Origin of the sequence: Enterobacter cloacae complex sp. S2 (assembly GCF_015159675.1) — a bacterium.
In the GTDB taxonomy this organism is placed as follows: Bacteria; Pseudomonadota; Gammaproteobacteria; order Enterobacterales; family Enterobacteriaceae; genus Enterobacter; species Enterobacter intestinihominis.
The window spans coordinates 21,893-48,582 of record NZ_JADDTS010000037.1 but is presented as its reverse complement, the minus strand read 5'-3'; the positions used below and the strand labels follow the sequence as shown (position 1 = coordinate 48,582).

Annotated in this window: 24 protein-coding genes and 1 tRNA gene; 16 read left to right on the top strand and 9 right to left on the bottom strand. The window is 55.7% G+C overall.

Annotated features, from left to right (window positions below; all coding sequences use genetic code 11):
• Positions 1 to 13 precede the first annotated feature (13 nt).
• From IPZ49_RS17230 to sfmF, 3 genes are read left to right on the top strand one after another with little or no spacing between them, the layout of a single operon-like run.
• On the top strand, positions 14 to 2,572 hold the full coding sequence (locus IPZ49_RS17230) for a fimbrial biogenesis usher protein (RefSeq protein WP_063146570.1): 2,559 nt from the start codon (positions 14 to 16) through the stop codon (positions 2,570 to 2,572).
• Complete coding sequence (fimH, locus tag IPZ49_RS17225) at positions 2,565 to 3,572, top strand: type 1 fimbria D-mannose specific adhesin FimH (protein WP_063146569.1); 1,008 nt, start codon at positions 2,565 to 2,567, stop codon at positions 3,570 to 3,572. The genes IPZ49_RS17230 and fimH overlap by 8 nt, the downstream gene beginning before the upstream one ends.
• Before the next feature lie 9 nt (positions 3,573 to 3,581).
• A complete protein-coding gene (gene sfmF / locus IPZ49_RS17220) occupies positions 3,582 to 4,103 on the top strand; it encodes a fimbria assembly protein (protein WP_023299488.1) in 522 nt (173 codons plus the stop codon).
• Between the two features lie 50 nt (positions 4,104 to 4,153).
• Here the strand turns inward: sfmF and fimZ are convergent, their stop codons facing one another.
• From fimZ to IPZ49_RS17205, 3 genes are all read right to left on the bottom strand, one after another.
• Positions 4,154 to 4,786 carry a fimbria biosynthesis transcriptional regulator FimZ gene (gene fimZ, locus IPZ49_RS17215; RefSeq protein WP_022647311.1) on the bottom strand — a complete coding sequence of 211 codons (633 nt, stop codon included), beginning with the start codon at positions 4,784 to 4,786 and terminating at the stop codon, positions 4,154 to 4,156.
• A gap of 806 nt (positions 4,787 to 5,592) precedes the next feature.
• Entirely contained in the window at positions 5,593 to 6,309 is a 717-nt protein-coding gene (locus IPZ49_RS17210; protein ID WP_022647312.1) for a response regulator transcription factor, read from the bottom strand.
• Positions 6,310 to 6,333: 24 nt separating this feature from the next.
• Positions 6,334 to 6,996: an EAL domain-containing protein gene (locus tag IPZ49_RS17205; protein ID WP_063146568.1), complete on the bottom strand. Its 663-nt coding sequence runs from the start codon at positions 6,994 to 6,996 to the stop codon at positions 6,334 to 6,336.
• A gap of 303 nt (positions 6,997 to 7,299) precedes the next feature.
• Between IPZ49_RS17205 and IPZ49_RS17200 the strand changes: the two genes are divergently transcribed.
• Positions 7,300 to 7,376: transfer RNA gene (locus IPZ49_RS17200), tRNA-Arg, on the top strand.
• Between the two features lie 129 nt (positions 7,377 to 7,505).
• On the opposite strand, the gene IPZ49_RS17195 is transcribed toward IPZ49_RS17200, so the two are convergent.
• A complete protein-coding gene (locus tag IPZ49_RS17195; RefSeq protein ID WP_022647314.1) occupies positions 7,506 to 7,796 on the bottom strand; it encodes a hypothetical protein in 291 nt (96 codons plus the stop codon).
• Between the two features lie 308 nt (positions 7,797 to 8,104).
• Between IPZ49_RS17195 and IPZ49_RS17190 the strand changes: the two genes are divergently transcribed.
• The 10 genes from IPZ49_RS17190 to IPZ49_RS17145 all read left to right on the top strand — a co-directional run bounded on the left by IPZ49_RS17190 (position 8,105) and on the right by IPZ49_RS17145 (position 20,425).
• A complete protein-coding gene (locus IPZ49_RS17190; protein ID WP_022647316.1) occupies positions 8,105 to 8,533 on the top strand; it encodes a glycine zipper 2TM domain-containing protein in 429 nt (142 codons plus the stop codon).
• A gap of 10 nt (positions 8,534 to 8,543) precedes the next feature.
• Positions 8,544 to 9,263, top strand: coding sequence for a lipopolysaccharide core heptose(II) kinase RfaY (locus IPZ49_RS17185; RefSeq protein WP_063146567.1), 720 nt, complete (start codon positions 8,544 to 8,546; stop codon positions 9,261 to 9,263).
• A gap of 149 nt (positions 9,264 to 9,412) precedes the next feature.
• A complete protein-coding gene (yahO, locus tag IPZ49_RS17180; RefSeq protein WP_022647318.1) occupies positions 9,413 to 9,688 on the top strand; it encodes a DUF1471 family periplasmic protein YahO in 276 nt (91 codons plus the stop codon).
• Positions 9,689 to 9,888: 200 nt separating this feature from the next.
• Positions 9,889 to 12,072: a TonB-dependent siderophore receptor gene (locus IPZ49_RS17175; RefSeq protein WP_063929155.1), complete on the top strand. Its 2,184-nt coding sequence runs from the start codon at positions 9,889 to 9,891 to the stop codon at positions 12,070 to 12,072.
• A 127-nt stretch (positions 12,073 to 12,199) separates the two neighbouring features.
• Positions 12,200 to 14,173: a PhoX family phosphatase gene (locus tag IPZ49_RS17170; protein ID WP_063146565.1), complete on the top strand. Its 1,974-nt coding sequence runs from the start codon at positions 12,200 to 12,202 to the stop codon at positions 14,171 to 14,173.
• Between the two features lie 102 nt (positions 14,174 to 14,275).
• Positions 14,276 to 15,664 (top strand): phenylalanine transporter, encoded by a 1,389-nt coding sequence (pheP, locus tag IPZ49_RS17165; RefSeq protein ID WP_063146564.1) that lies wholly within the window; start codon positions 14,276 to 14,278, stop codon positions 15,662 to 15,664.
• A gap of 302 nt (positions 15,665 to 15,966) precedes the next feature.
• The gene (locus IPZ49_RS17160; protein WP_023299501.1) at positions 15,967 to 17,202 is read left to right on the top strand and encodes an MFS transporter; all 1,236 of its coding nucleotides are present in this window, start codon (positions 15,967 to 15,969) and stop codon (positions 17,200 to 17,202) included.
• 15 nt (positions 17,203 to 17,217) lie between these two features.
• Positions 17,218 to 18,243 carry a sugar phosphate isomerase/epimerase gene (locus tag IPZ49_RS17155; protein WP_063146563.1) on the top strand — a complete coding sequence of 342 codons (1,026 nt, stop codon included), beginning with the start codon at positions 17,218 to 17,220 and terminating at the stop codon, positions 18,241 to 18,243.
• Positions 18,236 to 19,378, top strand: coding sequence for a Gfo/Idh/MocA family protein (locus IPZ49_RS17150; protein ID WP_032677200.1), 1,143 nt, complete (start codon positions 18,236 to 18,238; stop codon positions 19,376 to 19,378). Before IPZ49_RS17155 ends, IPZ49_RS17150 begins: the two co-directional genes overlap by 8 nt.
• Positions 19,379 to 19,453: 75 nt before the next feature.
• Positions 19,454 to 20,425, top strand: coding sequence for a LacI family DNA-binding transcriptional regulator (locus IPZ49_RS17145; RefSeq protein ID WP_023299504.1), 972 nt, complete (start codon positions 19,454 to 19,456; stop codon positions 20,423 to 20,425).
• Here the strand turns inward: IPZ49_RS17145 and IPZ49_RS17140 are convergent, their stop codons facing one another.
• The gene (locus IPZ49_RS17140; protein WP_023299505.1) at positions 20,426 to 21,670 is read right to left on the bottom strand and encodes a mechanosensitive ion channel family protein; all 1,245 of its coding nucleotides are present in this window, start codon (positions 21,668 to 21,670) and stop codon (positions 20,426 to 20,428) included. It lies immediately after the preceding gene.
• A gap of 67 nt (positions 21,671 to 21,737) precedes the next feature.
• A complete protein-coding gene (locus IPZ49_RS17135) occupies positions 21,738 to 23,174 on the bottom strand; it encodes an MFS transporter (RefSeq protein ID WP_063146562.1) in 1,437 nt (478 codons plus the stop codon).
• 107 nt (positions 23,175 to 23,281) lie between these two features.
• Here IPZ49_RS17135 and IPZ49_RS17130 point away from each other — a divergent pair, with 107 nt between their 5' ends.
• Positions 23,282 to 24,151 (top strand): helix-turn-helix transcriptional regulator, encoded by an 870-nt coding sequence (locus tag IPZ49_RS17130; RefSeq protein WP_022647328.1) that lies wholly within the window; start codon positions 23,282 to 23,284, stop codon positions 24,149 to 24,151.
• 153 nt (positions 24,152 to 24,304) lie between these two features.
• On the top strand, positions 24,305 to 24,907 hold the full coding sequence (locus IPZ49_RS17125) for a hypothetical protein (protein WP_023299508.1): 603 nt from the start codon (positions 24,305 to 24,307) through the stop codon (positions 24,905 to 24,907).
• 27 nt (positions 24,908 to 24,934) lie between these two features.
• Here IPZ49_RS17125 and nfsB read toward each other — a convergent pair whose 3' ends face one another.
• From nfsB to IPZ49_RS17110, 3 genes are all read right to left on the bottom strand, one after another.
• On the bottom strand, positions 24,935 to 25,588 hold the full coding sequence (gene nfsB, locus IPZ49_RS17120; RefSeq protein ID WP_003858884.1) for an oxygen-insensitive NAD(P)H nitroreductase: 654 nt from the start codon (positions 25,586 to 25,588) through the stop codon (positions 24,935 to 24,937).
• Between the two features lie 120 nt (positions 25,589 to 25,708).
• Positions 25,709 to 26,077, bottom strand: a complete 369-nt coding sequence (locus IPZ49_RS17115) for an MmcQ/YjbR family DNA-binding protein (protein WP_063146561.1) — start codon at positions 26,075 to 26,077, stop codon at positions 25,709 to 25,711.
• On the bottom strand, positions 26,067 to 26,657 hold the full coding sequence (locus IPZ49_RS17110) for a TetR/AcrR family transcriptional regulator (protein ID WP_023299509.1): 591 nt from the start codon (positions 26,655 to 26,657) through the stop codon (positions 26,067 to 26,069). Before IPZ49_RS17110 ends, IPZ49_RS17115 begins: the two co-directional genes overlap by 11 nt.
• Between the last annotated feature and the right edge of the window lie 33 nt (positions 26,658 to 26,690).

Genomic DNA, 26,690 nt, shown 5'->3' with positions numbered 1-26,690 from the left:
CAGAGACAGGGCGATGAACACTCAATGGCGTTACTGCCCGGTTGCGCTGGCACTGATGGCAACGCTCTGGCCACACGCTGGCTGGGGTGAAAGCTACTTTAACCCGGCGTTTCTCTCCGATGACGCGGCGAACGTGGCGGATTTGTCGCGTTTTGAGAAAGGCCACCAGCAGGCACCGGGCGTCTATCGCGTCGATATCTGGCGTAACGATGAGTTTATCGGCACCCAGGACGTGCGGTTTGAGCAAGCCGACAACACGCCGCCGGTCGCGGGCGGTTTGTCGCCGTGCATTACGCGCGCGATGCTCGATCGCTTTGGCGTCAATATCGCCGCCTTCCCGGAACTGAGCAACGTGCAGGGCGAGACCTGCGTTCCGCTCACCACGGCTATTCCGGGCAGCGAAACGGCGTTCAACTTCGCCTCGTTGCGCCTTAACGTCAGTCTGCCTCAGGTGGCGATGCAAAACAGCGCCCGCGGGTATATTCCGCCTGAACAGTGGGATGAAGGCATCCCCGCCGCGCTGCTGAACTACAGCTTCACCGGCAACCGGGGCAGCGACGACGACAGCTACTATTTGAACCTGCAAAGCGGGTTGAACTATGGCGCCTGGCGATTACGCAATAACGGCGCGTGGCGTTATACCGAAAGCAACGGCCAGCGGCACAGCAGCTGGCAAAATATTGGCACCTGGGCGCAGCGTACGGTCATTCCGCTAAAAAGCGAGCTGGTGCTCGGCGACAGCAACACCGGTAACGATGTCTTCGACAGCGTCGGTTTTCGCGGTGGTCGGCTCTATTCGTCCGACAGCATGTATCCGGACAGCCTGCAAGGCTACGCGCCTACCGTACGCGGAATCGCCCGCACCCCTGCCAAAGTGGTGATCCGCCAGAACGGATACGTGATTTACCAGAGCTATGTGCAGCCGGGGGCTTTTGCGATAACTGACCTTAACCCGACCTCCTCAAGCGGTGACCTGGAGGTGACGGTGGAAGAGAAGGACGGCAGCCAGCAGCGCTACACCGTCCCGTATTCCACCGTTCCGTTGCTTCAGCGTGAAGGACGCTGGAAATACGATCTGGTGGCAGGGGACTATCGCAGCGGCAACAGCGAGCAGGACACGCCGTTCTTTACTCAGGGTACGATGATTGCGGGTCTTGCCGACGGCTACACGCTGTACGGCGGAACGCAGCTGGCCTCGCGCTATACCGCCATCGCCATTGGCGCGGGTAAAAACCTCGGTGACTGGGGGGCGGTGTCACTTGACCTCACCCATGCCCGCAGCCAGCTTGCCGATGACAGCCGCCATGAAGGGCAGTCTCTGCGGTTCCTGTATGCAAAATCCCTTAACGGATTCGGCACCAACTTCCAGCTGCTGGGCTATCGCTACTCGACCAAAGGCTTCTACACCCTCGACGATGTGGCCTGGCGCACAATGGAAGGCTACCAGTATGGCGACGATCAGGACGATGACGGCGTGCCGGACGTGCAGAGCTATCACAACCTGACGCTGAATAAAAAAGGACGTTTCCAGCTCAATATCTCCCAGTCTCTTGGCGATTACGGCTCGGTGTACGTGTCGGGCAGCCAGCAAAGTTACTGGGGCACCAGCGAGTCCAACGTCTGGTATCAGCTCGGCTACGCAGGCGGGGTGAAAGGGGTCAGCTACGCCTTATCCTGGTCATGGAACAAGGCCGTCGGCATTGAAGGAACTGACCGGATCGCCTCGTTTAACGTCTCCGTCCCGTTCAGCCTGTTCACCCGTCACGGCTACCGTCGCGATAACGCGATCGACCGGGCCTATGCCACGGCCTCAGCCAGCCGCAACAGCGACGGTGATACCAGCTGGCAGACCGGGATCAGCGGAACGCTGCTCCAGGATCGTAACCTGAACTACAGCGTCACGCAGGGTCACACCAGCAATAACGGTGCCAGCGGCAGCGCCAGCGCTAACTGGCAGGCAACGTACGGTACGCTGGGCGTGGGCTACAACTACACGCGGGATCAGCACGACCTCAACTGGCAGCTCTCCGGCGGCGTGGTAGGGCATTCAGACGGCATCACATTCAGTCAGCCGCTGGGCGATACCAACGTCTTGATCAAAGCGCCGGGCGCGTCAGGCGTGAGCGTCGAAAACCAGACCGGCGTCAAAACAGACTGGCGTGGCTATGCGGTGATGCCGTACGCCACGGTGTACCGTTACAACCGCGTGGCGCTCGACACTAACACCATGAGCAACAACACCGACATTGAAAATAACGTTTCCAGCGTCGTGCCGACGAACGGTGCGCTGGTGCGCGCCAGTTTTGACACCCGCATCGGCGTGCGTGCGTTGCTCACCGTGAAGCGTGATAACCAGCCTGTGCCGTTTGGGGCGGTGGTGCGTGAGACGCAGAGCGGCGTAACCAGCATGGTGGGCGATGACGGGCAGATTTACCTGAGCGGGCTGCCGCTGGAAGGGGAACTGCTGATTCAGTGGGGAGACGGGAAGCAGTCCCAGTGTCGTGCGCCCTACAGCCTGCCAGAACAGAGCCTGCAACAGGCGATCACACTTAAGGGGATCCGCTGTGAATAAAATCCATTATCTGGGGCTATCCCTTCTGGCATTTTTGCCGCTATCTGAGGCGTTCGCCACCGTCTGCGTCAATGAAAATGGCGTGCCGACGGAGGTGTATTACGACCTGACGGATAAATTCAACAGCTCCAATAACCAGGTGGGGCAGATTGTTACACTCAGCGAGAAGTCCCAGTGGGTGGGCGTCAACGCCGTCTGCCCTAAGGGAACGTCCGGGAACACCACCAAGCGTAGCTATGTGACCGAATTCCCGGTCACAGGCACCAGCGATGGCTACCAGTATCTGAAGCTAAACGACTATCTGGACGGGGCGATGAAAATCACCGACAGCTACGCTGGCACGTTCTATCCACCCAGAAAGTACATTCAGATGGGGAGCCATCCGAACGTGTCTAAAAACAAACCGTTTGGAGTACAGGATTCCAGCCTCGTCTTTCGGCTTAAGGTGACCCGACGCTTTATCAATATGGTGGTGATCCCCCGGGCAATCATGTTCCGGGTTTACGTCACCACGACCTCCACGGATCCGCTCACCACGCCGGTTTATACCATCAGCTACAGCGGGACCATTCAGGTGCCTCAGAGCTGTGAGATTAATGCCGGGAATGTGGTGGAGTTCGATTTCGGAGACATCGGCGCCTCTTTGTTCAGTAAAGCGGGCATCGGAAATAAGCCGGAGGGGATCTCAGCGCAAAGCAAAACCATCGGCATAAAATGCACCAACGTTGAGGCGAACGCCATGCTCACAATGCGTGTTGAAGCGGAGAAGGTTTCAGGCAGTACGCTGGTCTCTGATAACGCGGATGTGGGTTTTGTGATTGCCAACAGTAATGGCGTGCCGCTGACGCCGAACAACCTGACCAGCAAAATCCCGTTCCGTCTGGACGATAGCGCACAGGCACAGGTGGGGATCCGCGCGTGGCCCATCAGCGTGACCGGTAAAAAACCTGCCGAGGGGCGTTTTACCTCTCGCGGCTATTTACGCGTCGACTATGACTAAGGAGCAGGTATGCGAAACGGAATGCGGTATTTAGCCGTCGCGCTCTTTGCGCTTTGCTCCCCTGCGCACGCAGAGACGGCGCTTGGGGAAATTAACATTCAGCTCTATGGCAATATCGTGGATTTTACCTGCGTGGCGGAGGGGGACGACAGCAATAAAACCGTCACGCTCGGCACCTGGCCCACGAAACAGCTCCGCACAACGGGAAGCCGGACGCAGCCTGTACCGTTCACCCTGAAGCTGACCGGATGCCCGCCGGGGGCGGCTTCGATCACATTTACGGGGAAGATGGACGGGCATGATAACAGCCTGCTGGCGCTGAATGATGCCAGCGCGGCCAGTAACGTGGCCGTGGAGATCCTCGACCGGGATAAAACGCGCCTCGCGTTGCAGCAGGCCAGCCAGACGGTGTCGGTGGATGCGCAGGGAAATGCCGAACTGTCGTTTTATGCCAATTATATCGCCACGGCGGATAACCCGCAGCCGGGCCGGGCTGATGCCGATGCAACTTTCATGATTAATTATAATTAATCGTATCCCCTCTCCCTGTAACGGTTATATGTTGCAGGGAGAGGGAAGGATTACAGTAATTCGTGCGCTTTCGCGTAATCAATTAATTCAACGATACTTTGTACGCCCAGCTTGGAAAAGATATTAGACTTATGAGCGCTAATTGTTTTGTTGCTAAGTAATAATTGATCCGCAATCTCCTTATTAGATAATCCGTTCGCCAGATATCGCAGAACCGTCACTTCACGATTCGATAATGGCATATCCACAGCGGCGCCTGTCCGGGAGCCTATATGGTTTATAAAACTCAATGTTTCTGACGGGAAAAAAGAATAGCCCGTCAGTATCATTTCCACCGCGTTATAAATTTCCCCCAGATCTTTCCGCTTACTGACAAAACCATTTGCCCCGGCGCGGATGGCGCGCCCTGCGTAGAAGGCTTCAGATTTCGAAGAGAGGAAGAGAATCTTAATATCTTTATTTAAGTTTCTGATTCTTTTCAATAATACGAAGCCGTCCGTGCCTGTCATTTCGATATCGAGAATGACCAGGTCGATGGGGTGGTTGCGTATACAGTCAAGCACTTCGTGGCTGTCGCCTGACTTCAGTTTGACCTGGATGTTTTTATTTTTCTGTAGCAGGACTTCTATCGACATTCTGACGATAGGGTGTTCGTCCATAATGATAACGGATGCCGGTTTCATTTTTTATGCCTCAGATTGTTAAAAGCGTTATGCTGAGTTTTGTTAAAACTCTCGAAAAGCCGGAAGGATAATTACGCAGATCCTTGTACGGTAGATCCCTGGGAAGAGCGAAAGCATCCTTGTTTACGTAGTGGTGATATCAATGCCTGAGCGCAGTTATCTCATAAGGCTGTTATGGCAAAATGATTTTTCTTATTCGCGTGTCAAACACGTCTTATTATACCGTTTAAGTATTGTCCGAAAAGCCTGTAAATTAATGTCCATATATTGATGATTATTATCTTCTGTATCTGAATCGCTAACTTTTTAAAATTAGCAAAAATGTCCTGATATTGCATTTACCACACAGTTTCATCTTTATGTAATAACAAAAAATAAACGATCTTACTGTATGTTGATCAAATGTTAACAATACGCAGGTCCTGACAAAGCGCTATTCGCCTGTCCGCTACCTCTGATGTCCGCTCTTTAGCGCGTCATTGCCTCATTTCTAACACCTCAGGCCAGGAGGATGATCCCTTCGTCAAAACAGCACTATCTGCTGTTTTCTTCACCTCTCATCGCTTTTATTTACAGATAAATCGCTTGTTTTTACACCATTATCATCCTGTTAACGGAAACGTCAGAAACTTAACGCATGGATAAAATGACTCTCGTTTAGCGTACAGGCAGCATTTCGCATGGTTTAAGGTGAAGAATTAGGAATAGTTATAAAATCGAAAGTTTTGTTAAAAAACACTAAAAATTAACATATGTCCTAAGTATTTTCTTAAAGGTCTTTAGGAATTAAGGGGTTACTGAATACGTTAATACGTGAAATCTGAAAGGTTGTTGAGAAGATGTAGCAACTCATGACGATGATTCAGCCCAAGTTTCGCCAGGATGCAGCTGAGACGGTAAATAATGCGGCTATAGGGGCGGTTCTGTAACTGAGCAATCTGTCGCAGGGTGCTACCCTGCGACAGCGCCTGCAGGATCGGCCATTCATCACGTGAAAACCACTCTTTCCGGTGGCCGGCGGGTGACGGCGCTTCCAGCAAGGTTTGTTGCAAAGCCCGCGGCGTAAGTTGCCGTTCAAGCACATGAAAAGGGCCAGCCGCTTTGCAAAACAGGCGTGTATCGTAATCATCGGCGCGAATGAGCAGGTAGGGTGTCAGGTAGGGGGCGAACAGGCTGTGGCGTCGTAATCGGTCCAGCAGGTCAATAAGCGGCGAGGCGCGGCTTTCTACATCTACCACCAGACGTGATGAAGGCCACTGATTCAGATCGCTGAGGGCGGCTTCCAGGGTGGAATAGTCACAGCAATTGCTCAGGGGAGAGTGCCCGCTCAGAAAACCGGAACGGAAAAAGTTATCCTGTGTGACCAGAACGATAAAGGGAGCATCGGTTTTGCGGGTCTGGTTGATTGACTGGCTCAAATATTCGAGACGATCAAAAAATGGGAGAGCAAAAGGCGAGTGCGTTGAACCCGGTGAATCACTTCCTGTCCGACGACGCCGGTAACGGCGTACTGTCATTCGCATAGCTTCCCTCTTGGCGATGACCGTTCAGTCCTCCTGCCATCTCCAGGATGGCCAATAATATCCCTGACCGAAGCGCGCGCCAGCCTGAATCGCAAACTTACGGTCCGTTTCTGTTTCAATGCCTTCTATGAGTACATTTTCAGCAATTTTTGAACAAAGCGTGACCAGGTTTGCCAGCGCTGGCGTTGCACGTAAACGCCAGAAAGCGATCTTATCGATTTTTATTCCGCTTAACGGCATGCGGCAGGACAAAAACGCGCGCCCTGACGCTTCATCAATGTCATCCAACCAGATCCGATGTCCTTGCGCCGTCAACTGCTGAAGCGCACAACTCACCCTCAGACGTGCCGGGTCTGAGAGAGAAAAGAAGGAAGCAGGTTCCACGAGTTCAATGTTCAGCGGTGGGCTGTTAAGTTGCAGTAAACGCTGGAACATTTCCGGTATGGTCAGAACGGTTATCGGCAAATTTATGAAAAGGTTGTCGCAGGGAAAGGGTTTTTTTAACGCAGCGATCTGAGCTTCCAGCAGCATAAGCGCCCGAGCAGCGGACCAGTCGTGAAAAAAGCCTTCGCTTTGCTGATGCGGTGACAGCACGCTGAGCACTTCAGCCCCTACCGTGCGCGAAGAGGAGAGGGCGACAATGGGTTCAAGCTTGATGCCTGTAATGTCGTGTGAGATGTGCTGCACGCACGAGGGGAAACCTGTCTGGTCTGGCGCTGTCACTCCGTCGTCCTATTCATTTCCAGCCTCCAGGCGGCCGGGATACCGCAGGACAGTGTGAAGGGGAAGTAAACAGGAAAACAGCAGGCGTTACTTAAAAGCGGCTAAGCCTTTTCGCAGCCCGTAAAAGAGGGATAAATGTTGAAAAAACAGCCGTATTTACAATCAGCTAGTCATTAACGGCAGAGAAGGTGGAAAAGGCATTGACTCACTACGCATTGACCGTATAATTCCAGGCGTTTCACCACCGCGAAGTACACTCTTCTCCGTGCGCCCTTAGCTCAGTTGGATAGAGCAACGGCCTTCTAAGCCGTAGGTCGTAGGTTCGAATCCTACAGGGCGTGCCATTAACCCTCCGGCACTCAGCCGTTCCTGACCAGCCTGAATCGTGTTTTCATTACCTTTAATAACTGGCCTTCCAGGGTCATACGACACATTGACTTTTCCCCCAGCTTACTTGCCGGGGGAGAGCGCCATCAGTGCCCTGTAACGGCCGCGGCGGCGACCGGATGGTCAGCGTTAGCGACCACGGTTGCACGGGCGACGGGATGATAACTACCGTCTGTTGCGGCTGCGACGGCGACAGGGTGATCGGCAGATACCACCGCCGTGGTGCGGGCGACAGGATGGTTACCTTCACCGGTGGCCGCCGCAACGGCAACAGGATGATCGGCGGAGGCGACGGCAGTGGCACGGGCTACCGGATGATTTGCAAATGCAGAAAATGATGCCGCAGTGAAAGCCAGAGCGAGAATGACTTTTTTCATACTATAACTCCTGATGTTTTCCCTGTATGGACAGGGACCATTATTTTAATAACGATGATTGGTAATTATTGAGAATTGTGCAATGGATATTGCTTCGTCTGAATCAAATACTCTGACAATGTATCTGGAAAACACGTTATTGATAATTGAAGCCAATATACCTTTCCAGTTTTAAATTGTTTATTTTTAAATTTATGGTCGTTTTGTGTAAAAATAAATTATTTGCCTGGTAAAGCATATTTAGCTAAAGGAGATGATTTTTCGCCGGGCAGAATAGTGTCACCTTCAATGTATAAGAAAGGCTTAAAATGAAAAAATATTTACTCATCGCGTTGAGCTTTCTGGCTATCACCAGTCCGGCGAGTTACGCTGGCATCCGATCGCTGGTGGAGGATGGCACGGTTCTGCAGAGCCAAATTATTACGCATACCCGAGAAGGGTATCACCCGCTGCGTACCTTAACCGCGGGCACGATTGGTGGCGTAGTGGGTCACCAGTTCGGTAACGGCAAAGGGAAAACCGCCATGACGGTAGCCGGTGCAACAGCCGGGGCTGCGGCTTCTCATAACCGGCAGTCTAACGAACTGGCAGCACAGGAAGTGAAGTTACTTATCAAGACTCAATCCGGGCAGACTATTCAGGTGGTGCAGCACAATAATGGTTTGACATTTAACCCTGGCGACAAAGTTCGTATCATCACAACGGGTTCTAATACCACCGTGGAAAAATCATACTAAGCACATTATTATGATTACAAAAATGAAATACCGTGGTTTTCACGTCTGTTATAAAAATAACGATACACGATACCTGGAAATACTGGGCGATATATTGTCCTGTAATGTAAAACGACTCAGCGTTCAGATGGTATTTAAAAGCCTTCCGCATACCCACGTCTCTTTACTGAATACCCCCTACGGACAGTTTGTATTAAAGATTTACTCCCCCAGGAAAAAAAGGATAGAAAAATTTTTCAAATCGTTTTTTACGCCCAACCCCAACGAAAATTTGATTGAGCGGATCGATTATGCTGGCAGGCAAGGTCATACCTTCCCGAATGATTTTTATCTCCTGGCTGAACGCCGGATTTTCAGATTCGCAAAAATCTCGCTCATGTTGTTTGAGTATGTCCCCGGTCCGGAGTTACGCGTTCTTCCCACGATCACGCCGGACATAAAGCGTGAAATCCGACACAGTATGCAGAAAATGCACAATCTGAAAATCATTTCCGGCGATGCGCACGGCGGGAACTTCATCCTGAGTGAAAAAGGAATAAGGATCATCGATCTGTCCGGGAAGCATTGTAACGCGAAAAGGATTGTTGAAGACAACGTGACGGCCAGCCTGCGCATTGGTATTCCCATTGAATCCCACCGGCGTTGGGAAAAACGCCTGATCGCAAAAAAGATCAGACGACACCATAAAATCGTCCAGAGGAAGTATCTGGCGCGTTCAAATACCGCTTAAACCCTTTATTCATGCAGGACAACAGCCTGTTATAAAAGAATTTTCCCTGGTATATGGCATTTTCGCCAATCCTCTACCATGCTCATTACACCTCACCGTTTCGCGTGGGGGCTTTTCGTAGTTGCTCATTAATCTTAAGGAAAAAGTTTATGAAAAAAACGACTGCTATTTTGTTGGGCACCGCGTTTCTGTTTACCACCAACGCCTTTGCGGCTGAAATGATGACAAAAAACGAATTCGAAAAAGTTGAGTCTCAGTACGAAAAAATCGGTACCGTGAGCACGGCTAACGAAGTCTCTGTCGACGATGCGAAAAAAGAGCTGGTCGAAAAGGCCGATAAAGAAGGTGCTGATGTACTGGTGCTGACTTCCGGTAATACAAACAACAAAATTCACGGCACCGCCGATATTTACAAGAAAAAATAATGCTTTAGCAACCACCCCTGTCTGGGGGTGGTTGTGCGCCGTACTTCTCCCCCACATCGTTTTTAACCTCTTCTCGCGCAGTACTCCTCGTTGACGCTTGATTACGTATATATAATGCGTATAGTTCTCATTTGCATTTCATTTGATAAATACTAAGGCCCGACAACGGGCCATTTTTGCGCGCACGTTAAGAGCTCATTATGAACAACACCACAATGCACAAAACGCTGCTGGCGATTGCCATCGGCGCGGTTACACACTCCGCCTTTGCGGCGGAAGAGAAAAAAGAGGACACCATCGTGGTCCAGTCCACGGCGGGGAGTGATTTCAAACCCGGCGGTGACCAGCTGCTTCCGGCCTTCCTCGACGGCCAGGTGGCTAACGGCGGACGTATGGGGATGCTCGGGCAGCAGAACGCCATGGACGTGCCGTTCAACATCATTAGCTACACCTCGAAGCTGGTGGAAGATCAGCAGGCGAAAACCATTGCTGACGTGGTCGCTAACGACGCGGGCGTGCAGTTCGTTCAGGGGTACGGCAACAGCGCGGAAACCTTCCGTATCCGCGGCCTGAAGTTTGACGGCGACGATATGACCTTTGGCGGATTGTCCGGCGTACTGCCGCGTCAGGTGGTGGATGCCCAGATGGTTGACCGCATCGAGATCTTCAAAGGGGCCAACTCCCTGATGAACGGCGCGGCCAGCTCGGGCGTGGGCGGGATGATCAACCTTGAGCCAAAACACGCGGGCGACATCCCGCAGGCGAAAGTGGGCGTCGACTACACCTCGGATTCCCAGATTGGCACCACGCTGGATGCGGGGCGTCGCTTTGGCGATAACGACCAGTTCGGCGCGCGGGTGAACCTTGTGCATCGTGAAGGCGAAACCGGCGTGCCGAACGACCGCCGCCGCACCACGCTGCTCTCCACCGGTCTGGATTACAAAGGTGACCGTTTCCGCACCTCGCTGGACCTGGGCTATCAGAAAAAAACCTTCCACGGCAGCCCGACCAGCGTCAACATCTCGGCGGCGGACTTCGTGCCTGAACCACCGAAGAACGATCGCAACTTCTCGCAGAAGTGGGCCTACAGCGATATCGAAAACGAATTCGGCATGTGGCGCAGCGAGTACGACATCACCGATAGCTGGACGGCCTATACCGGCCTCGGCGCACAGCACGCGCACGAAGAGGGGATCTACAGCGCGCCGAAGCTCCTGGATAAAAGCGGTAATGCGACGGTCAGCCGCCTTGATACCAACCGCATCAGCGATTCCATTAGCGGCATGGCGGGCATTCGCGGTAACTTCATGACCGGCTTCGTCTCGCACAAGGTGAATGTCGGGTATTCGGCGATGACCAAAAACGAAAAAATCGCGTGGAAAATGTCTGCCGCGGCGGATAACCCGACCACCAACATCTACCACAACACTGGCGTTGCTATGCCGGACAGCAGCAACTTCAGCGGCTCAGGCGGCAAATACAGCGATCCGCTGACCAGTGGGCGCACCCGCACGCAGGGCTGGCTGTTGAGCGATACCCTGGGCGTGCTGGACGACAAACTGCTGTTTACCGCAGGCGCACGCCATCAGAAAGTGGTGATTCGCGGGTACAACAAAATTACCGGTGCGGAAAACGACGCGGACGGTTTTGACGGTAGCCGCTGGATGCCAACCTACGGCGTGGTCTATAAGCCGTGGGAGGAAATTTCCCTCTACGCCAACCACACCGAGGCGTTACAGCCCGGTGAAACCGCGCCTCGCTCAGCAAACAACTACGGCCAGAGCACCGGTATCGTGCACTCTAAGCAGAACGAAGTGGGTGTAAAGGCGGACTTTGGCCGCGTGGGCGGCTCCCTGGCACTGTTTGAGATCAAAATGCCGTCGGCCATCCTCGACGACAGCGGCCACTACGGCCTGGACGCTGAACAGCGTAACCGTGGCGTGGAGCTGAACGTTTTCGGCGAGCCAATGCTTGGGATGCGTCTGAACGCCAGCGCCACCTGGCTTCAGGCCGAGCTGACCAAAACTAAAAACGGCGTGAACCAGGGGAACGACGCGATCGGTATTCCGAGCTTCTACGCCGTGCTGGGCGCAGAATACGATATCAAGCCGATTGAGGGCCTGACGGCGACCGCGCGCGTTAACCACTCCGGCACGCAGTATGCCGATCTTGCGAACACCAAAAAGCTGGACAGCTACACCACGCTGGATCTGGGTATGCGCTATCGCTTCGCGGTGAACCACAATGAAAACCAGATGACCGTGCGCGCAGGCATCGACAACGTGACCAACGAGAACTACTGGTCAAGCGTGGATGATTCCGGTACTTACATCACTCAGGGCGAGCCGCGTACCTTTAAGGTCTCGGTTGGCTACGAGTTCTAAGCGTTCCACCTCGTTATCCGGGGCAGGGACGCCCCAATCCCTTCGTTGTCGTGTTATAAAATTGTAATAAAAGCTTCTTACACTGGTCGCCACATCCTTACCTCTTGGCCAATGACAGGAAGCCGCTATGGGCAGACCCCTCAAATCCGTATTTAAAAAAGAACATCGCGACGATATCAGTAACCGCAGCGCTAACCCGGTATTCTCCGAGGTGGCAGAGGTGTTCCTCTCCCGCCGCCGTTTTCTCCAGATGGGGGCCGTAGCGGGGGCAGCCGTATCATTCCCGTATCTGATCACACCCGAGAATGCGATTGCCGCGGTCTCAAAACCGTCCGCGCTGGCAAAAGCGGTTTCCCTGGGCTTTACCAGCATTGACGTCTCCACGGAAGATACGGTCAGGGTGCCGGAAGGTTATATTGCCCGCCCGTTCTATCGCTGGGGCGATCCGACAGGCATCAAAAACAACATGCCGGCGTTTAAACCGGACGCCAGCAATACCACAGACGAACAGGCCGTGCAGGCGGGCATGCACCACGACGGCATGGCGTGGTTTAGCCTGCCGCAGGGGGCGCAAAGCCCGGAGCATGGCCTGCTGGCGATGAACCATGAATACATCGACAACGGAATGCTGTTTACGGACGGTACGGCGAACTGGAGCCTCGACAAAGCCCGCAAGGGGCAGAACGCGATGGGCGTGTCGGTGGTGGAAGTGAAAAAAACGGGCAGCGGCTGGGAGGTGGTGCGTCCGTCTTCGTTCGCCCGCCGTATTACCGTCAATACGCCGATGCAGCTTACCGGCCCGGCGCGGCATCAGGACTTAATGAAAACCGCCGCCGATCCGCAGGGGGAACGCGTTCTGGGCACCATGCAGAACTGCGCCAACGGCCACACGCCGTGGGGGACCTATCTCACCTGCGAGGAGAACTGGTCGGACATATTTGTGAAAAAAGCCGATCTCAACCCGCTGGAAAAACGCTACGGCATTAGCGACAGCGATGAATCATACCGCTGGAACGAGGTGGATGAGCGGTTCAGCGTCGATAAAACCCCTAACGAACCCAACCGTTTCGGCTGGGTCGTGGAAATCGATCCCTACAACCCGACCTCCACCCCGCGCAAGCACACCGCGCTGGGCCGCTTCAAGCATGAGGGGGCAGCCGTCACGCTCGCCGCCGATAATCGCGTGGTGGTTTATATGGGTGACGACCAAAAGTTTGAGTACATCTATAAATTTGTTTCGGATAAAAAATACGATCCCGCGAACCGCGAAGCCAATATGCAGCTGCTGACGTCCGGCACGCTGTACGTCGCCAGGTTCAACGAAAACGGCAGCGGCGACTGGCTGCCGCTTGTCTTCGGGCAAAATGGCCTGGATAAAAGCAACGGTTTTGCAAGCCAGGGCGATCTGCTGATTAAAACCCGTCTGGCGGCCGACGTGGTGGGGGCAACGAAGATGGATCGCCCCGAGTGGATAGCCGTCGATCCGCACGCCAGCGGCAGCGTCTACTGTACGCTCACCAACAACAGCGATCGCGGTAAAGAGGGCAAGGCACCGGTCGACGCCGCTAACCCGCGCGCCAACAACGTGTACGGGCATATTATGCACTGGCTCGAAGAGGGGGCCGATCCTGCCGCCTCACGCTTTAAGTGGGATATTCTGGTCATGGCCGGGCGCACCGACGGCGACGATCCGAAGGCCAAAGGCTCGATGCAGGGCGCGGAATTTGGCAGCCCGGACGGCCTGTCGTTTGACCACCAGGGCGTCCTGTGGATCCAGACCGATGTCTCCTCCAGCACCATCAATAAGAAAGCGTACGAGGGGATGGGCAATAACCAGATGGTGGCTACCATTCCAGGCACCAACGAGTATCGCCGATTCCTGACCGGGCCGCGCGGGTGCGAAATCACCGGCATTGCATTTACGCCAGACAACCGGACGCTGTTTATCAACATTCAGCATCCGGGGGAGGGCGGGGATGATATTACCGACCCGGCCAACCCTCGCGCTGTTTCCAGCTGGCCAGACGCGAGTCCGAACGGGCGTCCGCGATCGTCAACGGTGGTGATCGTCAAAGCAGACGGCGGGATCATCGGGTCGTGACGTTTATCCGCCGGGCGCATGCGCTGGCCCGGCGTTAAGCTTGCTACCACCAGCATGAAGTGTTAAAACGTGCCCCTTCTAAAAAAGAGACAGGGGTAGGGCGTGAAAGACGCGTCATCCGCTTCAGGCCATGGTAGCGCTGAAGCTTCGTCGGATCAGAGTCCGACGCTGCAACGTGGTTTGCAAAATCGACATATTCAGTTAATTGCCCTTGGCGGCGCGATCGGTACCGGGCTGTTTCTCGGCATCGGCCCCGCCATTCAAATGGCTGGCCCGGCGGTTCTGCTGGGTTACGCTCTCGCAGGGATTATCGCCTTCCTGATCATGCGCCAGCTCGGCGAGATGGTTGTTGAAGAGCCGGTGTCCGGCTCCTTCGCGCATTTTGCCTATAAATACTGGGGTCCGTTCGCAGGCTTCCTCTCCGGCTGGAACTACTGGGTGATGTTCGTGCTGGTGGGCATGGCGGAGCTGACCGCCGCAGGCATCTATATGCAGTACTGGCTGCCGGATGTCCCGACGTGGATCTGGGCGGCGGCCTTCTTCTTCATCATTAACGCCGTTAACCTTGTGAACGTGCGCCTGTATGGCGAGACCGAGTTCTGGTTTGCGCTGATCAAGGTGCTGGCGATTATCGGCATGATCGGCTTTGGCCTGTGGCTGCTGTTCTCCGGCCACGGCGGCGAGCGTGCATCGATCGACAACCTGTGGCAGCACGGCGGCTTCCTGGCGACTGGCTGGAAAGGGCTGATCCTCTCGCTGGCGGTCATTATGTTCTCCTTTGGCGGTCTGGAGCTGATAGGTATTACCGCTGCTGAAGCGCGCGATCCGCACAAAAGCATTCCGAAAGCGGTCAACCAGGTGGTGTACCGTATCCTGCTGTTCTATATCGGCTCGCTGGTGGTGCTGCTGGCGCTCTATCCGTGGGTGGAAGTAAAATCTGACAGCAGCCCGTTCGTGATGATCTTCCATGACCTGAACAGCAACGTGGTGGCTTCCGCGCTGAACTTCGTCATTCTGGTGGCGTCTTTGTCGGTGTACAACAGCGGGGTTTACTCCAACAGCCGCATGCTGTTTGGCCTCTCCGTACAGGGCAACGCGCCGAAGTTCCTTACCCGCGTCAGCCGTCGCGGCGTGCCGATCAATTCGCTGTTCCTTTCCGGCGCTATCACCTCGCTGGTGGTGCTGATCAACTATCTGCTGCCGAAAGAGGCGTTTGGCCTGCTGATGGCGCTGGTTGTCGCCACGCTGCTGCTGAACTGGATCATGATCTGCCTGGCGCACCTGCGCTTTCGCGCCGCGATGCGCCGCAAGGGGCGCGAGACGCAGTTCAAGGCGCTGCTCTATCCGGCGGGGAACTACATCTGTATCGCCTTCCTCGGCCTGATTCTGGTGCTGATGTGCACCATGGATGAGATGCGCCTGTCAGCGATGCTGCTGCCGGTGTGGGTGGTGTTCCTGTTTATCGCGTTTAAGCTTTCACGCAAAAAGTAGCGCGGTTTTCTCCCTCTCCCTGTGGGAGAGGGCCGGGGTGAGGGCACTAGACCGCACCAAACCAGACCGCACCACACTGCCTGCCTTCACGCCCGGTGGCGCTGCGCTTACCGGGCCTACATGTTCGGGGACGTTATTTAGTAGGCCGGGTAAGGCGAAGCCGCCACCCGGCACCTCCGCTTCACCATTATCGTGACCCCTCTCCCAATTCTGTTTCGATCCACAGGATCTTTGTTTTGTAATCGATTACTTTTCATTTGAACTAATTTGTAATCGATTACTTTTTCCGGGTGAGGCTTATCATGGTGTCAACTGAGAGTAGTGAAAAGGCGATAACGCAGCACCGGCTGCTGGTGCCGCGTCTGTCGCTGATGATGTTTCTGCAATTTTTTATCTGGGGTAGCTGGTCGGTCACGCTTGGCCTGGTGATGACCCGGCACAACATGTCACTGCTGATTGGCGACGCGTTCTCAGCCGGGCCCATCGCCTCCATTCTTTCGCCGTTCGTGCTCGGGATGCTGGTGGACCGCTTCTTCGCTTCACAGAAGGTGATGGCGGTGATGCACCTCGCGGGCGCGGCGATCCTCTGGTTCGTGCCGGGGGCGCTGATTGCTGAGAACGGCGCGCTGCTGATTGGCCTTCTGTTTGGCTACACGCTCTGCTACATGCCAACGCTGGCGCTCACCAACAACATCGCGTTCCACAGCCTGGCAAACGTGGATAAAACTTTCCCGGTGGTGCGCGTGTTTGGCACCATCGGCTGGATCGTGGCGGGCATTTTTATCGGCGTCACCGGCGTGGCGTCCAGCGTGACCATCTTCCAGGTGGCGGCGGTCAGCTCCGTGCTGCTGGCGCTCTATAGCCTGACGCTGCCGCACACGCCAGCACCGGCGAAAGGCCTGCCTGTGAAGGTGCGCGATCTCTTCTGCGCGGACGCCTTCGCGCTGCTCAAAACCCGCCACTTCTTCGTCTTCTCCGTCTGCGCAATGCTGATCTCCGTCCCGCTCGGCACCTATTACGCCTACACCGCCTCGTATCTGGCGGATGCCGGCATTGCCGACGTCAGCACCGCCATGTCCTTCGGGCAGATGTCTGAGATCGTCTTCATGCTGGTTATTCCGCTGCTGTTCCGCCGCCTGGGCGTGAAATATATGCTGCTGATCGGCATGCTGGCGTGGTTCGTACGTTATGCCATGTTCGCGCTGGGCGTCAGCGAGGAGGGGCGCATTCTGCTGTATCTGGGCATTCTGCTGCACGGCGTCTGCTACGATTTCTTCTTTGTCGTCGGCTTTATCTACACCGACCGCGTGGCGGGAGAAAAGGTCAAAGGCCAGGCGCAGAGCATGATCGTGATGTTCACCTACGGCATCGGCATGCTGCTCGGCTCGCAGATTTCAGGGGCGCTTTACAACCGCCTGGTGGCAGGGCAGACCGTGCCGCAGGCGTGGGTTACATTCTGGTGGATCCCGGCGGTGGCTGCCGCGGCGATCGCGCTGATTTTCCTTCTCACGTTTAAGTATGACGATGACAAGGCGTAATGTTCTGGAGGTGGTATGAGGACAATGAAAGGACCGGGCATTTTTCTGTCGCAGTTTATTGGCGGGGAAGCGCCCTTCAACACGCTCGACGGGCTGGCAGAATGGGCGGCGTCGAAGGGTTACAGAGCGGTGCAAATCCCCTGCAACCATCCGCATATCTTTGATGTGGAGAAAGCCGCAGAGAGTCAGGCCTACTGCGACGACATCACCGCTAAGCTGGCCGCGCACGGGCTGGTCATCAGCGAGCTGTCGACCCATCTGGAAGGGCAGCTTGTGGCGGTGAACCCGGTTTACAGCGAGGCGTTTGACCACTTCGCACCCGCATCCGTGCGCGATAACGATGCGGCGCGTCAGACGTGGGCAACGGAAAAACTGAAGCAGGCGGCGGTCGCCTCGGCCCGATTAGGCCTGAAAGCGCACGCCACCTTCTCCGGCTCGCTGGCCTGGCCGTTTTTCTATCCGTGGCCGCCGCACAACGAGCAGCGTTTTCAGGAGGCGTTCGAGGCGCTGGCAACCCGCTGGCGGCCAATACTGGATACCTTCGACGAGCAGGGCGTGGACGTCTGCTTTGAGCTGCATCCGGGGGAAGATCTGCACGACGGCGTAACCTTCGAGCGTTTTCTGGCGCTGGTGGATAACCATCCGCGCTGCAACATTCTCTACGACCCGAGCCACATGCTGCTTCAGCAAATGGATTACCTGACCTTTATTGATCTCTACCATGCGCGCATTAAAGCGTTCCATGTCAAGGACGCGGAGTTCCGCCCCAGCGGGCGCAGCGGCGTCTACGGCGGCTACCAGCCGTGGATCAACCGCGCCGGACGCTTTCGCTCGCTGGGCGACGGGCAGATCGACTTTAAGGGCATCTTCAGCAAGCTGACCCAGTACGACTACGACGGCTGGGCGGTGCTGGAGTGGGAGTGCTGCCTGAAGGATGGCGACACTGGCGCGAGTGAAGGCAGCGAATTTATCCGCCGCCACATTATTCCCGTTTCCGGACGGGCGTTTGATGATTTCGCCGCAGGGGGGAGCCATGATTAACGTCGGGATTATCGGAAGCGGGTTTATTGGCCCGGCACACATCGAGGCGCTCAGGCGTCTCGGGTTTGTGCAGGTGGTCGCGCTCTGCGACGGTTCGCTCGTTAAGGCGCAGGAAAAGGCGCGCCAGCTAAATGTGCCGCATGCTTACGCCAGCGTGGAAGAACTGCTCGCGCACTCCAATCTGCATGCGGTGCACAACTGCACGCCGAACCACCTGCACGCGGAGATTAACCGCCAGATCCTGCGCGCGGGCAAGCACGTGTTTTCCGAAAAGCCGCTGTGCATGACGCCGGACGAGGCGCGCGAGCTGGTGGCGCTGGCAGAGCAGGCGGGCGTGGTGCATGGCGTGAGCTTTGTCTATCGTCAGTTTGCGATGGTGCGCCAGGCGGCGAGCATGATGCGCGCGGGCACCCTCGGGCGGCTGTTCGCCTCGCACGGCAGCTATTTGCAGGACTGGATGCTGCTGGAAACCGACTACAACTGGCGGGTGGATGCCGCGCTCGGCGGCGCATCGCGGGCGGTGGCGGATATCGGCTCCCACTGGTGCGATACGGTGCAGTATGTCACCGGCAGGCGCATTACTGAGGTGATGGCTGATTTATCCATCGTCTGGCCGACGCGCAAGGCTAACGTGGCGGGCAGTCAGACGTTTACGCACGACGAACATGCTCACTATGAAGATAAACTGGTCACTACCGAAGACTTCGGCTCGGTGCTGTTGCGTTTTGACGACGGCAGCAAGGGCAGCTTTAGCGTCTCGCAGGTGAGCGCGGGGCGAAAAAACCGCCTGACCTTTGAAATTAACGGCAGCGAGCAGTCGGTGGCGTGGGATCAGGAAACCCCGCAGCAGCTGTGGATCGGCCATCGCGCCCGGGCAAACCAGACGCTCAGCGACGATCCGGGTTTGATGAACCGTGATGTGGCCGACAGCGCCCATTTCCCCGGCGGACACATTGAAGGCTGGCCGGATGCTTTTAAAAATATGATGGCGCAGTTTTACCGTGCCGTGCAGGCGGGAGCGATGCCGGATAAGCCGCAGTTTGCCACCTTCCACGATGGTGCCAGTGTGATGTATATCCTTGATGCGATTGTGAAAAGCCATCAGCAGCAGCGCTGGGTGCGTGTGGAATACTGACGCATTGCCCGGTTCGCCGGGCAACCAATTTATGGTAGCCTGCACAAAACGCTAACCGCAGGATGTATCGTCGCTATGTCAATTCAGAAAATCGCTCAACTGGCCGGGGTATCCGTGGCAACGGTCTCTCGCGTACTGAATAACAGCGATACCGTGAAGGCGAAAAACCGCGAGCGCGTTTTGCAGGCGATCCAGGAGAGTAACTACCAGCCCAATCTGCTGGCGCGTCAGCTGCGCACCGCCCGCAGCTATATGATCCTGGTGATGGTCTCGAACATCGCCAACCCGTTCTGTGCCGAAGTGGTGAAGGGCATCGAAGCCGAGGCGGAGAAAAACGGCTACCGCATTCTGCTGTGCAACTCCGGCTCGGATATTGAGCGCTCCCGCTCGGGCTTAAGCCTGCTCTCCGGCAAAATCGTCGATGGCATTATCACTATGGATGCGTTCTCGAAGCTGCCGGAGCTGGCCGCGCTGATTGGCAACGCGCCGTGGGTGCAGTGCGCCGAATACGCCGATGCGGGCGCGGTCTCCTGCGTGGGGATTAACGATGTTGATGCCTCCCAGCACGTTGTCAGCCAGCTTGCCGACGGGGGCCGCAAACGCATTGCGCTCATCAACCACGACCTCAGCTACAAATATGCCCGTTTGCGCGAACGCGGCTATAAGAGCGTCATACACCTGCGGGATCTTGACTATCAGGCGGTGGAGTACGCCAGTGAGCTCAGCTCCAGTGCGGGCATGGCGGCGATGCAAAATCTGTTAAAGGCAAACCCGCCGGATGCGGTGTTTGCCGTTTCCGATACGCTGGCGGCGGGGGCGCTGCGCGCCATTCAGCAGGCAGGGCTGCGGGTGCCAGAAGATATCGCGGTGGTGGGTTTTGACGGCACCGAGCTGGCGGAGATGATTTCTCTCACCACCATTGAACAACCGTCGCGGGATATCGGGCGCAAGGCGGTCAATCTGCTGTTAAATAAGATCGACAACCCGGATGCGCCCACGGAAAGGGTCATGATGGACTGGCGCTTTATTTCCCGCGCCAGCACCTGATTATCTGGCGATGAAGCCAGCCAGCGAGCGAATATCGTTTCCGGTTGGCGACTGGTGAATACGCAGGCCAAATTCATCCACCACCGCGAAAATATGATCGAAGATGTCGGCCTGAATATCTTCGTATTCTGCCCAAATCACCGTGTTGGTAAAGGCATATATTTCAATCGGCAGCCCGTTGGCATCGGGCGCGAGCTGGCGCACCATCAGCGTCATATCTTTACGAATACGCGGGTGGTTACGCAGATATTCATTCAGATAGGCACGGAAGGTGCCGATATTGGTCATCTTGCGCAGGTTTAATACCGATTCCCCTTCGCCGTTCTGCTGATTCCACAGGTTAATTTCCTCGTGACGCGCGGCCAGATACGGCTTCAGTAGTTTCGCCTGAATCAGTTTCTGCTGCTCCTGCTCATCGAGGAAATGAATGCTGGTGGTATCGATATTCAGGCTACGCTTGATGCGGCGACCACCGGAGGCTGACATGCCGCTCCAGTTGATGAACGCGTCGGACACCAGCGCCCAGGTCGGGATGGTGGTGATGGTGTTATCGAAGTTGCGCACTTTAACGGTGGTCAGGCCGATGTCGGTCACCGTGCCGTTGGCCCCGTATTTCGGCATCTCCAGCCAGTCCCCGAGCTTCAGCATGTCGTTGGCGGAGAGCTGAATACCGGCCACTAAGCCCAGTATTGGGTCTTTAAAGACCAGCATCAGAACGGCAGCCATCGCACCCAGGCCGCTTATCAGAATGGCGGGTGACTGACCGATCAGAAGGGAGATAATTAATATTCCCACCAGAATGGCGCTCACCAGCTTGATGCCCTGAAATATCCCCTTCAGCGGCAGCTGTGATGCGGTGGCCATTTTCTGCGACAGATTAAAAATCACATCCAGCAGCGAGAAGAAGGAGAGCAGGGCATAGACCATCACCCACAATTTTGCGCAGGTGGTGAGCATTTCCGCCGCTTCGCTGCCTTTTTGCAGCCACAGAACCGCCTGAACGTTGACGATTATCCCCTGGAGGGTAAACGCCAGACGGTGAAATAACTTGTTCTGCGTAATGATCTGCAACCATAAATGGCTGCTGGCCTGCGCGCGTTTTTCGAAGGCGCGCAGCACCACTTTGTGCAGAATAAAATGAACGATAATGGCTGTAAGAAAAATAATACCAAAGATAATCACTAAAGAGGTGGTGTGATTAATTTCAATCCCTAACTCTTCAACCTGAGCAATTAATTCCTGCATAACGTCTCCTGTATTGATGCAGCCCCATAATGGCGGCTGCGGATCTATTATGCAAATTCAGGCAGTTTTATTTTGTCGCCGGACAGGCCTTGACGACCGGTAAACACAGACGATGGCGCATACGCAGCGTGGCCAGCGCCAGCACTACCATCATGGCCGTTTCCACCATCAGGAAGACGTTGACTGCCTGGGTGTAATCTCCGTGATGATTTTGCAGCCCGTGCAGCAAAATCGCGCCGAAAATGGCCGGGCCAAGCCCCAGCGCAGCCTGTTGCAGCGTACTTAAAATCGCGCTCGCGGCTCCTGCGTCGTCAGGCTGGATATCGCGCATCCCGATACGGTAGAAGCTGTTTACAATCAGCGCCTGACCGTAACCCACCAGCCCGGTGGCCGGGGCCAACGTCAGCGCGGTATTCTGCATTCCCCAGTGACGGAACGTGGCGATCAGCGCCACCAGGCCGACAAGCTGAATCGCAAGCCCGGTCAGCAGGATGGCGCTGGTGCTGTAGCGGGCAATCAGGCGTGGGGCGAACCAGGCGGAAATAAAATAGGTGACGCCGAGCGCGATAAAGCTGTTCCCGGACTGCCACGGCGCCATCCCCAGACCGCTTTGCATGGTCAGCGCCATACAGAACATAAACCCGGACCAGACGCTGAAAAAGAGTATCCCGATCAGCACGCCAAAACGGATGCTGCGCAGCTGCAACAGGCGCGGCGCGATGAGCGGGTGGGCATTCTCACGTTCTTTCTTACGCGCGTTTAACACCATCAAATAGACCAGCGGCACAATCGCCAGCAGCGCGGCCTTCAGCGGCCACGACCAGTGCCACTGCGGGCCGAGCGCCATCGGAAACAGCAGACAGCACAGTATCGCCGTCAGCAGGATAGTCCCGGTCCAGTCAATGCGCGACGGCGTGTCGCGGCGGGTTTCCGGTACGTAGCGACGGCTCAACGCCAGCACCACCAGACAAATCGGCACGTTGATAAAGAAGGCGTTACGCCAGCCAAGCCCGGCGATGTCCGCCGACACCAGCCAGCCGCCACCCATCTGGCCGACGATAAACGCAATACCGCCGATACCGCCGAACAGACTGATCGCTTTGGCGTGTGCCGTTCCTTTTAACGTCACGTGCAACGTCGCGAGAATTTGCGGCATGATCAGCGCGGCGCCCGCGCCCTGAATAATGCGCGCGGCAAGCAACTGTTCGATATTGCCCGCCATGCCGCACAGCAGCGAGGCCAGGCCAAAACTCGCCACGCCCCACATAAACAAGCGACGGCGGCCAAGGTTATCGCCCAGCTTGCTGCCGGGGGCCAGGCAGACGGCAAAGGCCACGCCGTAGAGGGCGACGATCAGCTCCAGTTCGGTGGCGGTGGCGTGTAACGAATGGGTGATGGAATCCAGCGCCACGTTGGTGATCGAGGTATCAATCAGCGGCAGCATCTGGCCGGTTAACAGCAATATCAGGCCCGCACGACCCGGTGAAACAACTGACGTATTCATGGTGACTCCATTGCGTCAAACAGCGTAGAGTCGTAGCATCAACCATCTGATAAACGGGTACCAGTTCTTACTTATACTGGTACTGGCACTACCATGCAGGAGATGTTATGGCGCTGATGTCTGAACCTGTCACCTCTCTCCAGGATGACACCCGCAAGCAGCTGGGCGCGTTTTTGCGTGCCCGGCGCGAAAGCCTCGATCCGCAGCGGCTCGGCTTACCGCGCAGCGGCCGTCGCCGCACGCCGGGCCTGCGCCGGGAGGAGGTAGCGATGCTCGCGGATGTCGGTGTGACCTGGTACACCTGGCTGGAACAGGGCCGGGACGTCAATCCGTCCAGCGCGGTGATGGCCGCCATTGCAAAAGCGCTGCAATGCACCCCGACCGAAGCCCGGCATCTTTTTGTGCTTGCCGGTTTGCCGCCGGGCGAAGCCCCGCAGGCGGTGTGCTGTGAGGGGATCAGCGAAGGCACGCGTCGCCTGCTGGATACCCTGATGCCGAAGCCTGCCAGTATTCAGAAACCGAATTTCGATATCGTGGCGTGGAACGACAGCTTCGGACACCTGATGGGCGTCGATTTCAACGCTATCCCGCCGGAAGATCGCAACTGTATTTACCTGTTCCTCACCCATCCGGCGTGGCGCGCGCGGCTCGGCAAACGTGACGACGTGCTGCCGATTTTCGTCTCCTACTTCCGCGCGGCAATGGCCGAGCACCGTGGCGACCCGCTCTGGGAAGCGAAGCTGGCGCGTTTTTTTGCGGTGTCTGAGGAGTTCAAAACCCTGTGGCACCAGCGTAACGACGTGCGCGGCGTGGAGAACCAGCTCAAGCTGTTCACCCATCCCGAGCTGGGGGATTTTCATCTCCAGCAGATGTACTGGTACTCTGCGCCGCGAAACGGATCGCGGCTGCTGGTCTATTTACCGGTGGACGAGGCGGGGGAGAGGGCGATGGCGTGGCTGGAGGCGCAGGGGAAATAAGTTTTTTGCGAGGGGCTTTCAGGGAATAAGAGCTGGCTCTGCTAAGCGGATGAGACAGGTATAAGGTGGCGTTTAACTTAAACCAACCGACTGAATCGACATCATTTCGATGAGGGATTAAGTCGACTATACTCACGCCATGAGAAACAACAAATGTCGCCACTGATGATTGATTCCGCAGACTTCAGCCAAAAACTCGGCCTTATCTCCCGAAACGTCGAACACACCGAAGCGTTCCTGGCACGAGGTACGGCGGATTTTCATCTGCCGGGGTTTCTGCTGCCTGTGGGATACCGGCTCCTGAAATCGCGTTATGGTGATGAATATCGTCTCGTGACCACCGATGACGGCAAACCTTATACGGCGTATGCCGTAAAGCTTAAATTTCATAAAGAAATTACCTTTCCCCACGGTGCCGCCACGCAGGTGATGGTGTGGCGTACGCCACGTGCCGTTCATCAACGCGTGATAAGCGGGTTGCCACAACTCTTTTTTCAGTGGGTGCTAAGCGAATACGACATCGTTGTCTCTGACAGCGAACAAACGGGAGACGGGCAACGGTTCTGGCTGCGCATGATCGACTGGGCGTTTACCATGAACTATCGCATTAGTGTGGCGGACGGTACGGTGGGAGAAGAGTGGACGTTAACGCCCGTAAATTCCTACGCTGAGCTGGAAGAGCGCTGGATTGCTTTTGCCTGGGGAAACGATCGTGAGGTCCATCCGCATCGCAGGCTTGTCATCAGTAAAGCGTAACGGGCCGCATGCAGCGGCCCATTTTCATTAGCATTCAGTCACAATCGTGCTCAGCGGCAGGCGAGACTTCGGCAGCGTGGCATTGAAATCCTCAACGCTGTGATGCCCAACCGGCACCACCACCAGGCTGGTGAAGCCTTTCTCTTTCAGGCCGAACTCTTCGTCGAGGATTGCGGCATCGAAGCCTTCAATCGGCACTGCGTCCAGGCCCATCGCGGCCACGCCCAGCAGGAAGTTGCCGACGTTCAGGTAAACCTGCTTCGCCATCCACTGGTCGTCATCTTTCAGATCCACGCGGTGCATGTCGGCAAAATAGCACCGGCCTTTGTGGTTCGCGGCTTTTGCTTCTGGCGTGGCGAAACGGCCGTCAGCCTCTTCCTGATCGACGACGCGCTCAAGCCAGGCATCGTCCATCGCGGTTTTCGCACAGAACACCACCACGTGAGAGGCATCCAGCATTTTGCGTTCGTTAAACACATAGGTGCCCGCCGCGGATTTTGCCACGCGCGCTTTACCCTCTTCAGTACTGGCAACAATAAAGTGCCACGGCTGGGAGTTGGTGCTGGACGGGCTGTATTGCAGCAGCGTTTTGATTTTTTCCGCTTCTTCTGCGGTCAGTTTTTTGGCTGGGTCGAACGCCTTGGTAGAGTGGCGTTTCAGGGCGACAGAAATAATATCCATAACAACTCCTGGTGATGAAATTCGCCCGCAGGCGGGCGTGAAAGGAAAGCAGATTACCGCGCGAAGCGGGAAAAGATAAGTGCGATTCGAGCGCTTATTCTGTTCGTCTCAGACGAACAATCAGGCTGGCCGAATCCACTTCTGATCTTTTTTCGGCAGTTTATCAACGACCAGATTCCACGAATCCGTAATCAGGTCGGTGACCAGTTCAGGCGTGATGTCGTCCGTGACATAAAGGGAGATCCAGTGTTTTTTATTCAGATGGTAGCCAGGCTCCACGCCACGGTAGATCTGCTGATTGAGCAGCGATTTTTCCGGATCGGATTTCAGGCTGACGTGGGCCCGACCGTGAGCGGTCGCCATCAGCATAAAAATTTTCCCGCCCACCTTAAACACGTCATACTCCGGGCCAAACGGCCAGCAATGTTCGGTAAAAGGCATTTCCAGCGCGACGCGTCTGGCATGTTCCTGCAAGGCTTTACTGTCCATGGCTCTCTTCCTCAGCAAGCCCGCGCCACATGGCTTCAAAGCCCAGCGCTTTAAAATCGACGGCACGGGACGGATCGCGCGCGGCAAACTCCATGGTGGTTTCAGCCAGCGATAAGAATATTGCATCACCGAAGGTCTTAAACTCGTCAGACATAAACACCGGGCGCACCGAGCGGTGACACAGTTCGTGTATTTCCGGGAACATGTCTTTCACCGCCTGCTCGGTTTCAATGTTCAGCTTTTCACTGACGCCAATCTGGCGGATAGCCGCATGCGCCAGGGGGTTACGAATGCCCCAGTCCACATAGCTATTCCAGATATTACGGGTATGCTCTTTTGGCTGGGTGATGGTGCGATCGAGGTTTGCCAGCATGGTCTGGCAAAGATCCTGCTTCAGATGCAGATAGAGGGCATTCAGCAGATCGTCTTTGGTAGCAAAGTAGCGAAACAGTGTCCCTTCAGCGACGCCCGCATTACGGGCAATTAACGCCGTTGAGGCGGCAATACCTGACTGCGCAAACGCAGCCGTTGCTGCTTCCAGTAAGGCCTGTTTTTTATCTTCACTCTTCGGACGTGCCACTAAATTTTTCCTCCCGTCAATTGTAAAAACCCT